We start from the raw sequence: 12286 nt of genomic DNA, 5'->3' as shown, positions 1-12286 counted from the left end.
GTTTTCACCTCGAGTTTGTAGAATTCGAGGTACGCGTGGATTTTCCCTTTATTTTTTGAATATAGTTTTCTACTAATACTTTTTTATTTACTTTCCCAACATCTGTTTTTGGAATTTCTTCGATAAAGTAATAATGCTTTGGAATCTTATATGCACCGAATTTTTCAAGACAGTGGGCCTTTGCTTCGGTTTCTGATATTCCCCTGCCCTCACGCAATGTAATAAAAGCAGTGACGACCTCTCCCCATCTTTCATGCGGCAGCCCGACGACGGCACATTCTGAAATGGATGGATGCTCGCATAACCAATGTTCGATTTCCTGAGGATAGATATTCTCCCCTCCTGAAATGATCATATCTTTCTTACGGCCGACGATATAATAATCTCCTTCATGATCCACCCTTGCCAAATCGCCCGTATGCAGCCACCCTTCCTTAAGTACTGCTGCAGTCTCTTCGGGTCTTTGCCAATACTCTTTAAAAAGGTGGTCCCCGCCGAGAAGCAATTCCCCTACATCCCCGCGTTTAACCAGCTGCCCTTCATGATCGACAACCTTCACTTCATTAAGCATCATCGATTTCCCAATGGATCCTTTCTTCATTTTTCCCGGGTCGATATAAAAGTTATTCGGTCCCGCCTCGGTCAATCCGTATCCTTCTTTAAACTGAAGTCCTTTAGCTTTAAAGACATCATACACCTTTCCGGGACACGGTGCTCCTCCTGATAAAAACACCTTCATCTTCGGAAAAGAGGCATCTTTGAATTCGTCTTCTTCCATCAGCCCATGATACATCGTCGGTACCAGTAACACGATCGTACATCCATGCTGATTCAGCATATCAATCGCTCGGAGAGGCTGGAAGCGTTCAGCGGTGACCACCTTTCCCCCAATCATCAGAATCGGCAATGAAAGGGCATTCAGCCCTCCCGTGTGAAAAGTGGGTAAATACGTAATCGTACTGTCCCCTTCTGTTAAGTTCCAGCTTATTACCGTATTCAAGGCATTTGCATTTATTGATCTGTACGAAAGGATGACTCCCTTGGACTTACCCGTAGTCCCGCCGGTATAGATCATGATCCAAGGATCATCTATTGTAACGGGGGTTTGTGAAGCCAGTTCATTCCCGCCATACACCTGATCAGAGACCCCTTCTATCTTTTCTGCTTTATACCCGTACATCATATCCTTTATAAGCGGTTCAAATTCAGCTTGAAAGAAAATCAGCTCAGGCGTGCAGTCAGAAGCGAGCGAAATGATCTCAGCAGAAGACAATCTCCAGTTTAAAGGCACAAAAACAGCTCCGATTTTACTGCAGGCAAACAGCAATTCAAAACATACAGGATGGTTCTTCGCGATAAAAACAATCCTGTCGCCTTTTTGTATCCCTTTTTCTTTCATATAATCAGCCCACTTTGCCGCTCTCGCATCAAGTGAACGGTACGTAATCATCTCATTGGTGGATCCATTTACTAGCGCCACGCGTTCAGGAGAGATGATTGATCGCTTCTGCAACCAATCTGTCACTCTTTCCATCTCATCTCCTCCTTGGATTGGGTTGATTTTATTTTAGGGAGGAGAAGTTACAAATGAGTTACAGGATAGCGGCAGCTGCAGCTGGTTTAGTATTGGGCGGTGAAGCGATTCGGAGTTTTCGACATGTGGCGCAATTACTGTGAAAGTGGCGCAATTATTCGGAATGTTGCGCAATAATCCTGAGAGTGGCTCGATGATTGAAAAACTGGCGCAATAAATCAAGATCTGGCGCAATTATATAATGCGAGAAGTCCAATCCCTGGCCGATTACTTATCTAGAACTAATACCATCAAGATGTTCATCCACAATTTTATGAATTTCTCCTGATTACATTCAAAATTCTCATTTTCCACACGATTACTAGTGATTAACCATAAAAAAACGCCCGGGACATCAAAATGCCCCAAGCGCCTGGAAAGTTCCTATCACCAAATCATCCCTGCCCATTCCGGATGGTCGATGAATGGGTTCCGGTTTCCTTGATAATCTTCAAAAATAATATTATTGCGGCGGATTTCCCTTGAGTCTACAGGATCTTCTGCATGCCACTCCAGCAGAACGGACATTTTCCCGTGATAAGGGGCACTGCCATTATTCACATAGTTATTTAGTTCAAGGTCTAATTCACCGCTGTCACCTTCATAGCGGACTGCCATATAGAAAATCATCCGGGCAACATCGCCTTTCACTTCGTCTCGGGGTTCCCAGGAATCACCGTCATAATAGTTTCCGGGTGCTTCTCCGTGTTCACCGCCCCCATTGTCAAAATCCAGATTCCCCCTGGAGGAATTCACCGTCACGTCTGTGGGTCTCAAGTGATGCAAGTCTGTCCCGGGTCCCTGTGCAGTACCGAAGTCACCATGTGATTTCGCCCAGACGTGTTCCCGGTTCCAGTCATCCACATTTCCGCCGTTGGTGAATTTTGATTGAGACCGGCCGGAGTATAATAAAAGAACGTTGTTTGAATTTGCAGGATCCTCATCTGTGTTTCTGAGTGCTCCCCATACTTCACTGTAGGAAAGTGTGGTGTGATCATCAATGATATTGTGAAGTGCAGATTTAAGGTTAGAGCCCGTTTTTCCTTCTGCAGTACTATAGTATTCTTCATAGACAGGGGGATCACCAGGATCTGTCGGGTCTGAATCTCCCTGAACCACTTCAAATGCAGTTGTCGACTTCACCCCTGGATGAGAGAAGTAAGCCGTCAAATTTCCGGTCACTTTAAGCTTTTGACCCATCAGGCCCGGGTTGCTTTGAAGTCCATAGCTTGAACGAAACGCAGAAGGGATCTGAACAAATACCATATCCGATGTATTTGTCTCATTTGGCGAGTCAGCCAGTGCCAGCGCGTAATCATTCGGAAAGCCACTCGTCAGGACAGAGGTTTGTGAGACAGGCTGCCCCACTACATATCCCTCAACTGAATAAGCTGCCCCGCTTTGATTTGAAATTGCCTGACTTACTGAAAAAGGAGAACTCCATGTGCCGCTGCCCGCAGCACTGATTTTGTCCAACTGCATTCCGCTGATTATGCATAAAAACATGACGATCACGGTGAGGATACTGACCAATTTTCCTGAAAACTGTTTCAAACATAACGCCTCCTTATTATTAGTACGTATTTAGCGTACAATAGAAAATTTTGTAACAGGGTTAAAATAATGTAAATTTTCTAAAATAAGTAAAATGATGTATGGGGACGCTTCGTTTGTTTGATAGAAAAGACCTCACCGATGGATATATGTGGATTTTGATAGGCATTCAGTCACTCCGTGTTCAAAAAACCAGCTGATCATATGTACAGAAGATCCAGCAACTTCATGAAACACTGGTTTCAACTTTCTTTAACAACAAAAAAAGTACCCGTCCTTTTCCGAGACTGGTACTCTTCCTTATCTTTGAACCTTACATGCTTTCTATTAAAACAGAAGCACCCATGCCTCCGCCTACACACAAAGAAGCAATCCCTTTTTTCAGATTCTGCCTCTTCAGTTCATGGACAAGTGAGACCGCGATACGGGCACCCGTGCACCCGACTGGATGGCCGATGCTTATGCCGCTTCCGTTTACATTCACTTTATTCCGGTCAAGGCCAAGTTCTTTTTCCACTGCCAGGTACTGGGCGGCAAATGCCTCATTGATTTCAAATAAATCGATATCATTCAACGACCAGCTGCCATTATTTAATCCCTTTTGGATGGCTGGCACAGGTCCGATTCCCATTACTTTTGGATCCACACCTGCCACCGAGTATCCGGCAATCCGTGCAAGCGGTTTGAGCCCTCTTTTCTCTGCCTCCTCTTCACTCATAAGAAGAAGGGCGGCTCCCCCGTCATTCAAGCTGGAAGAGTTTCCTGCTGTTACTGTCCCGCCCTCACGGAAAGCAGGCTTTAATTTAGCAAGCTTGTCTGCAGACAAACCAGGCCGCGGACTTTCATCGGTATCGACCACTTTTTCTCCTCTGCGTTCCCTTACTGTAATAGGCACGATTTGGGAATCAAAGTAACCCTTCTCGATTGCATTTACCGCTCTTTGGTGACTCAGCATCGCAAATTGATCCTGGTTCTCGCGGGAGATTTCGTGGCTTTCTGCCAGGTTTTCGGCGGTTTCTCCCATCATGATCCCGTGAATCGGATCCTCGAGGACTTCCCATACCGAGTCGCGGATTTCTCCGTGCTGCAGCCGCTGACCGAACCGGTGCTGCTTTAAGATATAAGGACTTGAACTCATGGCTTCAACTCCTCCAGCGAGGACGACATCCGATAAACCTGTCTGTATTTGCATGGCAGCCGAGATGATTGCCTGCATCCCGCTGGCACATTGCCGCTGAATGGTGAAGCCTGTTGTCGTATCATCAAAACCAGAAAGCAGTGCAGCTGTCCGGGCAGTATTCGGCTGATCCGTTCGCTGTATACAATGTCCGAGGATGACTTCATCTATATCGCTCTTTTTCAGACCACTCTGCTTGGCTGCTTCTTTCATTACAGGTACAATCAGATCTGTAGGCAGCAGGTCTTTGAATGCTCCCCCAAATGCTCCCACCGGTGTGCGAAGGGCTGATGTGATCACTACATTTCTCATATTCCTCTTCCCCTTTCAATGTTGGTTGATCGTTTGAATGCTGACTTTACATCATGATGCCGCCGTCTACATGCAAAACGGTTCCATTCACATAATCACTGTCATCTGACGCTAAGTACAAATAAGCTTTTGCAATATCTTCGGGCTTTCCCAGTCTCCCTAACGGTATCATCGATTTCATGCCTTCAATCACATTCTCAGGAACGCTCGCAACCATTCCGGTTTCAGTGAAGCCCGGGGCCACTGCATTGACGTTAATTCCTTTACGCCCAAGCTCTTTCGCCCATGTCTTGGTCATTCCTACGACAGCCGCTTTAGCTGCAGCATAGTTTGTCTGCCCTACATTCCCATACACACCGCTCACAGATGAAGTGTTGATGATTTTTCCTTTTCCGTTTTCAATCAGATAAGGGAGAACCGCCTGGGTACAATTGAATACTCCGGTCAAATTGACGTCCAGCACTTTTTGAAAGTTTTCAGCTGACAGCTTGTGGAGCATGCCGTCCCTTGTTATGCCAGCGTTATTGATGAGAATATCGATTTTCCCGAAATGCTCTTTGGCTTTTGCTGCGAAGCTGTCCACGGAAGACCGGTCCGCTACATCCCCTTGGAAGAATGCAGCTTTTCCTCTTCCCAGCTCATTCAATGACTTTACTTTGGCTTCCCCTTTTTCTGCATCAAAATCAATAAGTGCGACATGACAGCCTTCTTTTACAAACACTTCGGCTGCCGCGTATCCGATCCCATTCGCAGCTCCTGTGATGAGAGCCACCTTTCCTTCTAATCTCATGAAAATTCCTCCTTTTGCTGCATAAACGACGTTACTTCTCCGATCAGCTGTTCCAAATCATCCACCAACGGCGAATGACCGCTATTCTTTAATTCTGTCAATTTCGCATTTTCACCAATATCCTGAACAATCTCCTCTGTCATCTCTTTCGTTACGACATAATCCCTATCTCCCCTTAATACGAGCACAGGAATGGAGATGGAGCTTGCCTGATTGGTTCCCTCCACAAGGCCATTGTGACGGTCACTGATGTTAAAAGTATTTAACGCATGATAGATATCGGCCAGATTCCGCTGTGTTCTCATATCATCGATATACTCTTCATACAATTCTGGATGCGGTTTTTGATCCGTATAAATCAATGCATTCCATAAAGCACGCAGGAACTCCCTGTCATTTTTATCATAAGCGGATTGCACTGGTATGGTCTTGCCTTTATCCTCCCTCACTTCTTCCAGCGTTTTCAATCGATTGGCAACATCCGGCGATCCATCTTCTCCTGTACCAAAAAAAGGATAACCCCTTGTTGAAGCTGAAGCTAAAAGAATCAGTTTCTCACAATACCCCGGATGATCTGCCTCGAATTGCATGGCAACAGCGCCGCCTGTCGACCAGCCAATCAAGCAAAACTCCCCGAGTCCCATTTCATCCACCCAATCTTTTAAATCCAGGGATAAATCTTTGATGCTCGTTATATTCTGATGATAACTGGATTTTCCAAACCCTCTCATATCGATCGCATAGAGTTTGTAGCGTTCATCCATCCGGTCTAATAACAGGTCCCAATGCTTTGAGGAAGTCATATTCCCATGAATCAGCACGACTGGCAGATGCCCCCCGCTTCTTTCTCGGTAAGCCATTGTTTCTCCATTCGCCAACAGGTTTTTTTTCAATTCAATCTCCGCCATTTTCAGTCCCCCTTAAGGATTCCCCCCAAATGATCGTTGATGCCCCCCAGGCATAGCCTATCCCTGCACTCACCAATACAACCACATCCCCTTCTTTCAGTTTGCCTCTATCTGCTGCAAGCTCAAGGGAAAGTATTTGATCAAATTGGCCGATATGCCCGTATTCTTCCAGATAGATAGATTGCCCTTCACTTAACCCCAATTCCTTTAACACATAGAGATGTGCCGACTTCTTCATATGAAGGATTGCTGCATAAGCAATATCTTTCTCTTCATAACCGCTTTTATAGAGTGATTCACGGATCACCTTCAGAAAGTTATCCATAGACTTTTGTTCCAGTCTTTTCTTCATTCCATCAGGGTCCGGGACATCAAGATAATAACGGTCTTCTGAAAGGGCTTGGGAAGTCAATGGTTCAACAGTACCTCCGACAGGGACAATGACATCTTCTGAAAATGAACCGTCAGTTATCAGTGACGTTTCAAGTAAGAGGTTCTTCTTCAATCCTTTCTGGAGAATCACCGCTCCCCCACCGGCAGCCAGATTAAACATGAAACGTGTGCTCTCATTTTTGTAATTGATGAAGTCACTGTTTCGGTAGCCCCCCGCCAAGAGCACAGTCCTGATATCTGGATCGGTTTCCATGAGACTTTTCGCAAGCTTCATGGCCATGATGGTCGTCCCGCATCGCAAAGCTGTGTCAAATGCCCATGCACGGTAGGCACCTATCTCTTCCTGAAGCTTAATGGCCGCTGTCCAGAGAGGATATTCCTTATACTCTTCTCCGACATAAATGACGACATCTATCTCCTTCGGGTCGATTCCCGATTTCTCGATGGCGGATTTTGCCGCTTTGATACCCATGGCACATGTATGGTCCTCAGATCCTGGAACCGTTTTCTTTCTTATTCCCATTTTATTTTCGACAACTTCTGCCGGAAGTCCTGCTTTCTCTGCAATTTCGAATCCCGTCATTACCGTATCCGGTAAATAGATTCCTGTACTCAGAATTCCCACCGTCATGGTGTTCCCCTCCTTAACCCGCTATTTTCTTCTGTTGTGGGTTTTGCTTCTTCACTGCTTTCTTTTTTTGTCCCAGCTTACGGAGTGAACCGACTATACCCGCAGGGAAGAACATGACAACAAGAATGTAGAGGATACCAAAGAAAATGATCCATCTTTCAAAAATCGGGTATGTCCCCGCAAGCTCCGTCAGCCAGTGGTGAGCAAACTCAATCAATCCTGCCCCTATGATCGGCCCGATCAGAGTTCCGACTCCACCGATGATTGTCATAAGCAGGGCATCAAGGGTGACATCCATCGTAAAGACGCTCGTGTTGACAAAACGTAAGGAAACAGCATAAAGCGATCCTGCCAAACTGGCTAAAACCCCTGCTATGACACTCGCGATAATTTTATAATGAAGCACCTGAAACCCGAGGGATTCGGCTCTTTGTTCATTTTCCCTGATGGCTTGAAGGACAGAGCCTGCAGGTGAATGTGTAAATCTTCTAAGTATGATAAATACCAGTGCCATGACTCCCAGACAGATAAAGTAAAAGGTCATTCGATCCTTCATGAGTTCAGGTGTACGAAATGTAAAACCATCATTACCAAAAGTCAGCGTTCGCCACTTTTCGGCCACAACAAGGAACAATCCGGCAAACGCGAGCGTCAACATGGCGTAAAAGTGACTTTTGAGCCTCAGCGTTAAAAGTCCCACTATATAACTTACAATCCCTGCAATCACGAAACCTGCAAGGAGAGAAACTAAGAACCAAAACATGTTCGGTTCCATCCTGTCTAAAAATATGCCCGTAGAATAAGCACCTATACCGAAAAACATCGCATGGCCGAACGATACGATTCCCGTGTAACCAAGCAGTAGGTCGTAGCTCATCGCAAATACCCCGAATATGAATACTTGTGTCAATAAAATCATCATGCTTCTTGAATCATTAAACAAAGGAAAAAGCACCAGTATCAGAAGTGCGGCTCCCAAAAACAAAGTTGAACGGTTGTGCAGGATTTTCATCGTCTCACCCCTTTACTGTAAATAACCCCTGTGGTCTGAAAACGAGCACGAGTGCCATCAGTATCATATTGACAGCCAGTGACAGCTCCGGAACATAATACGTCATAAAAGACCCGGTCAATCCTACCAAAATGGCCGCAAACAGGGATCCAGGAAAGCTTCCCATCCCTCCGATCACCACCACGATGAAGGCCAGGATCGCAAACTCCATCCCCATTTCTGCGTAAATGACTCCTGAATAAGGAGCCAGCAAAATCCCCCCGAGCGCTGCCAGGGCTGAGCCGACCATAAATACATACATGAATACTTTTTTGATATTTATCCCAAAGGCTTCTACCATTTCTTTGTTCATGACTCCTGCACGAACGACCAATCCGACTCTCGTCTTGTTCAATACGAGCTGCACGATTCCAAAGACCAGAAAGCCCACCGCAATGATGAACACCCTGTATTTGATGATAATGACTTCTCCGATCACCCAGCTTCCCGCAAGGTAATCCGGGGCGGACGTCGATAATTGATTAGGCCCCCATACAACCTTCAACAGTTCTGATAGAACAAGCATAAATCCCAAGGTGATCAGAATCTGCTGCACATGGTTTCCATAAACCGGCTGAATGATGAACTTTTCAGTAATCATCCCGAGTATCAATCCAGTCAGCAGGGCTCCCATAATCCCAAGCACAAAGCTTTCTGTCAACGCATAGACCCACACCCCGCTGTAGGCTCCCCATGCAAATAAACCGCCGTGGGCGAAATTCAACACATCCATTAATCCAAAGATCAACGTTAAACCCGCCGCTAACAGGAATATCAGCATCCCTGTCGCCAAACCGTTTAACGCTAAATTGATGATGAGGTCCATTTGATACCCTCCCTTATGCAATCCCGAGATATTTCTTTTTCATTTCGTCATCTTTCACAAGCATTTCCATTTTCCCGTCATGAACCGATGTCCCATCATCGATAATGTAGAAGCGGTCCCCTATTTTGCTCGCCATGATGAAATTTTGCTCGACCAGCAGAATCGTCGTCCTTTCTTTCATTTCAACGATTGACTGCATCACCTTTTCCACTACAATCGGAGCAAGTCCTTTACTAGGTTCATCAATCAGGATCAAATCATTATTATTCAGATATGCTCTTGCAATCGAAAGCATTTGCTTTTGTCCCCCGCTCAGATTGCCCCCTGCTTTCTTCCAAAACTTTTTTAAATCAGGAAACAAATCAATGACCCAATTCATCCGGTCCTTCGTTTCACCATCCTGTTTTTTCATGGCTACTTTCATATTTTCCTCGACGGTCAGGTCTCCGAATATCCCTTGATCTTCCGGAACATACCCGATCCCTTTACTTGCTGTTTTAAAGGTCGGCAGCCCTTGGATTTCTTCCCCTTTGTAAATGATCTTTCCAGATGAAGGAGGTGTAAGACCCATGACGGTCCTCAGACTTGTGGTTTTCCCTGCGCCATTCCTGCCCAGAAGGACGGTGACCTCACCCTTTTTCACTTCAAAGGAGACCCCCTGAAGTATATGATATTGTCCGATATATGTTTCGATGTTTTCCACCTTAAGCAGTGTGCTCATCGTAAAGTCCCCCCAAGTAAGCCGATTGCACTTGTTCATTCTTCATGATTTCTTTCGGATGATCATCGGCCAGTAATCGTCCATTGAATAACACCATGATTGAATCGGACAGATCCATGATCATATCCATCTTGTGTTCGATCAGAACGATCGTCTTGCTTCCTTGTTCTTTGATATTTCGAATCACGTCAAGAATCGCCGGCACTTCTTCCAAAGACATCCCCGCCGTCGGTTCATCAAGCAGCAGGATTTCTGTATCCAGTGCAAGCAGCATGGCAATCTCCAGCTTCCTCTTCTCCCCATGCGCCAAATTAACGGCAAGAAAGTCAGCTTTTTTCGTCAGCATCACCAGTCCCAGTAATCGATGGGCTTCATCCATGATATCTCCAAATCCATTCTTATCACGATGCATGATATAGCGGATTCCCCGTTTCGATTGCACTGCAAGTCTCACATTCTCCAAGACTGTCAGATTGGGAAACACATTGGTTATTTGAAAAGAACGGCCTATCCCGAGGCGCGCCCTTTTTGTAGGAGAAAGCTTCGTCACTTTTTTTCCTTTAAGGAAGACATCCCCGCTTGTAGGTTTCAATTGTCCGCTTAATAAATTAAAGAGAGTCGTCTTCCCTGCCCCATTTGGTCCGATGATTGATTTGAATTTCTTTTCGGGAACAGAAAAGGAGACGTTATCCACCGCTGTGTGACCGCCAAACTTAATCGTTAGATCTTTCGTTTCTAATATGTTCACTTCAATCACCTCATTTTGTTATGAAATAGGCTGACCGTACCCCAGCCTTCTACTAATGGAGAGCGAAGGACAAGCCGGTCAACCCTGGCTATCTTAATTCATGATTGGTGGAGCTGTTTCTTCTGGAGAAAGTTCTCTTATCAATACAGGCACTGGATATGGTACGCCTTCTTTCTTCTCGAGCCTGATGGCATAAAGAGTTTGCAGTGCTTGATGATCCTCTTCACGGAACGTCATTTTCCCTTTAGGCGTTTCAAAACTCATCCCTTCCATCGTTTCGATTAGCTTATCTGGATCTAAATCCCCTTCAGCCTTCTTGATTGCTTCCACAATTGAGATTGCAGCACTCATCCCGCCTGGTGTAAACAAATCCGGAACCTCTCCGTCATATTTCTTTTTATGTTCTTCGACTAACCAGTCATTGATTTCGTTATCTGGAAGCTCATGATAATAAACAGAGAACCCTTCCATTCCCACAAGCGGTTCCATTGCCGACAGTGCTGCAATATCCGGTGCTCCGGTAGAGATTTTTATTCCCTTCTCCTGCAGCTTCATATCAGCGATTTGATTCCAGGGTGAATTGGCACCTGCCCAAATGACAAATAAATAGTCGGGCTTCGCTTCTATCACTTTTTGAATATTAGAGGTAAAATCCGTCGCTGCAGGATCTGCATACTCTTCATGGACAATTTCTGCACCAAGTTCTTCCGCTGCGGTTTTAAAAGCAGCCACCCCGTCGCGTCCAAATGAGTAGTCAGGTGCAAAGGTGGCAATCTTCACTCCATCTTTTGCAATGGCAGCTGCTCCTGCTACAGCATCTTGTGAAGAGTTGCGGGCTGTTCTGAATATATATGGATTAAACTCAGAACCTGTGATACTATCAGCAACTGCAGGTTCGACAAGCATGATCTTTTCATATTCTTCTGCAAGCGGGAGTACCGCCAGTGTATCCCCGGAGCTTGACGACCCGACCAGGAAATCCACTTCATCTTCTTCCAACAATTTAGTAGCTTTTTGCACTGCGACTTCCGGTTTCGTTTCAGTATCTTCAAAGACCACTTCAATCTTCTTTCCTGCCACTTCCATCGTTCCATCTGTCGCATATTCCAACCCAAGTTCAAAGCCTCTTTGCGTTTGCTTGCCATACGACTCCAATGCCCCCGTCAAGGAAGCCAGAACTCCAACCTTTACAGTTTCTTTCTCCGATGACCCATCGCCAGATCCTCCACTTGATTCAGAATTACAGGCTGTTGATACGACCAACATGCATGACAGCAGAATCATTAAAGCAGACCACTTCATCGATTTCTTCATCTTTTATCCCCCTTGTTAATGAACTAAAGCGACAATAGCTTTGACCATATAGTAGGAAAAAAGAGTTACAAATGAGTTACAAGTAGAAAAGCGGAGGGGCTTTGCTCAGAGGCGGGTGGCATAAGACGAACCGGCCATGAAGGCGTTCTATGCCTTCTTGGTTGGTTTGGCTTATGACATGTGCCTCTAAGCCCCGGAGCTGGACAAGACCGAAAAGCGGAGGCGGCTTGCTCAGAGGCGACAAGCATAAGACAGGGCAGCCACAAAGGCGCTCTTTGCCTTTTTGGA

At 45.6% G+C, this 12286-nt stretch carries 11 protein-coding genes; all 11 read right to left on the bottom strand.

The genetic code is table 11. The features are described 5' to 3' along the window. Window positions 1–4: 4 nt before the first annotated feature. The 11 genes from AAEO50_RS12085 to AAEO50_RS12035 all read right to left on the bottom strand — a co-directional run bounded on the left by AAEO50_RS12085 (window position 5) and on the right by AAEO50_RS12035 (window position 11998). Complete coding sequence (locus tag AAEO50_RS12085; protein WP_341983929.1) at window positions 5–1534, bottom strand: class I adenylate-forming enzyme family protein; 1530 nt, start codon at window positions 1532–1534, stop codon at window positions 5–7. A 426-nt stretch (window positions 1535–1960) separates the two neighbouring features. Beyond that, the gene (locus tag AAEO50_RS12080; RefSeq protein WP_341984047.1) at window positions 1961–3055 is read right to left on the bottom strand and encodes an endonuclease; all 1095 of its coding nucleotides are present in this window, start codon (window positions 3053–3055) and stop codon (window positions 1961–1963) included. A gap of 385 nt (window positions 3056–3440) precedes the next feature. After that, window positions 3441–4616, bottom strand: a complete 1176-nt coding sequence (locus AAEO50_RS12075; RefSeq protein ID WP_341983927.1) for a thiolase family protein — start codon at window positions 4614–4616, stop codon at window positions 3441–3443. Between the two features lie 46 nt (window positions 4617–4662). Further along, window positions 4663–5406 (bottom strand): 3-oxoacyl-ACP reductase FabG, encoded by a 744-nt coding sequence (gene fabG / locus AAEO50_RS12070; RefSeq protein WP_341983925.1) that lies wholly within the window; start codon window positions 5404–5406, stop codon window positions 4663–4665. Continuing rightward, window positions 5403–6314 (bottom strand): alpha/beta hydrolase, encoded by a 912-nt coding sequence (locus AAEO50_RS12065; RefSeq protein WP_341983922.1) that lies wholly within the window; start codon window positions 6312–6314, stop codon window positions 5403–5405. Before AAEO50_RS12065 ends, fabG begins: the two co-directional genes overlap by 4 nt. Beyond that, on the bottom strand, window positions 6301–7338 hold the full coding sequence (locus AAEO50_RS12060; RefSeq protein WP_341983920.1) for a 3-oxoacyl-ACP synthase: 1038 nt from the start codon (window positions 7336–7338) through the stop codon (window positions 6301–6303). The genes AAEO50_RS12065 and AAEO50_RS12060 overlap by 14 nt, the downstream gene beginning before the upstream one ends. A 13-nt stretch (window positions 7339–7351) precedes the next feature. Then, complete coding sequence (locus AAEO50_RS12055; RefSeq protein WP_341983918.1) at window positions 7352–8350, bottom strand: branched-chain amino acid ABC transporter permease; 999 nt, start codon at window positions 8348–8350, stop codon at window positions 7352–7354. 4 nt (window positions 8351–8354) lie between these two features. Then, on the bottom strand, window positions 8355–9215 hold the full coding sequence (locus AAEO50_RS12050; RefSeq protein WP_341983917.1) for a branched-chain amino acid ABC transporter permease: 861 nt from the start codon (window positions 9213–9215) through the stop codon (window positions 8355–8357). A 13-nt stretch (window positions 9216–9228) separates the two neighbouring features. Next, window positions 9229–9936, bottom strand: a complete 708-nt coding sequence (locus tag AAEO50_RS12045) for an ABC transporter ATP-binding protein (RefSeq protein ID WP_341983915.1) — start codon at window positions 9934–9936, stop codon at window positions 9229–9231. Beyond that, window positions 9920–10684 (bottom strand): ABC transporter ATP-binding protein, encoded by a 765-nt coding sequence (locus AAEO50_RS12040; RefSeq protein ID WP_341983913.1) that lies wholly within the window; start codon window positions 10682–10684, stop codon window positions 9920–9922. Before AAEO50_RS12040 ends, AAEO50_RS12045 begins: the two co-directional genes overlap by 17 nt. 93 nt (window positions 10685–10777) lie before the next feature. Further along, on the bottom strand, window positions 10778–11998 hold the full coding sequence (locus AAEO50_RS12035; protein WP_341983911.1) for a substrate-binding domain-containing protein: 1221 nt from the start codon (window positions 11996–11998) through the stop codon (window positions 10778–10780). Window positions 11999–12286: the final 288 nt, after the last annotated feature.

It is taken from the genome of Rossellomorea oryzaecorticis (genome assembly GCF_038405515.1).
GTDB classification, from domain to species: Bacteria; Bacillota; Bacilli; order Bacillales; family Bacillaceae_B; genus Rossellomorea; species Rossellomorea oryzaecorticis_A.
Note: the sequence above shows the minus strand (reverse complement) of the source record. Positions and strands in the feature narration are given on the sequence as shown.

Bases quoted from the DNA above. Each gene is read 5' to 3' on its own strand.
- AAEO50_RS12085 (WP_341983929.1), bottom strand. From the start codon at position 1,534: ATGGAAAGAGTGACAGATTGGTTGCAGAAGCGATCAATCATCTCTCCT.
- AAEO50_RS12080 (WP_341984047.1), bottom strand. From the start codon at position 3,055: ATGCAGTTGGACAAAATCAGTGCTGCGGGCAGCGGCACATGGAGTTCT.
- AAEO50_RS12075 (WP_341983927.1), bottom strand. From the start codon at position 4,616: ATGAGAAATGTAGTGATCACATCAGCCCTTCGCACACCGGTGGGAGCA.
- fabG (WP_341983925.1), bottom strand. From the start codon at position 5,406: ATGAGATTAGAAGGAAAGGTGGCTCTCATCACAGGAGCTGCGAATGGG.
- AAEO50_RS12065 (WP_341983922.1), bottom strand. From the start codon at position 6,314: ATGGCGGAGATTGAATTGAAAAAAAACCTGTTGGCGAATGGAGAAACA.
- AAEO50_RS12060 (WP_341983920.1), bottom strand. From the start codon at position 7,338: ATGACGGTGGGAATTCTGAGTACAGGAATCTATTTACCGGATACGGTA.
- AAEO50_RS12055 (WP_341983918.1), bottom strand. From the start codon at position 8,350: ATGAAAATCCTGCACAACCGTTCAACTTTGTTTTTGGGAGCCGCACTT.
- AAEO50_RS12050 (WP_341983917.1), bottom strand. From the start codon at position 9,215: ATGGACCTCATCATCAATTTAGCGTTAAACGGTTTGGCGACAGGGATG.
- AAEO50_RS12045 (WP_341983915.1), bottom strand. From the start codon at position 9,936: ATGAGCACACTGCTTAAGGTGGAAAACATCGAAACATATATCGGACAA.
- AAEO50_RS12035 (WP_341983911.1), bottom strand. From the start codon at position 11,998: ATGAAGAAATCGATGAAGTGGTCTGCTTTAATGATTCTGCTGTCATGC.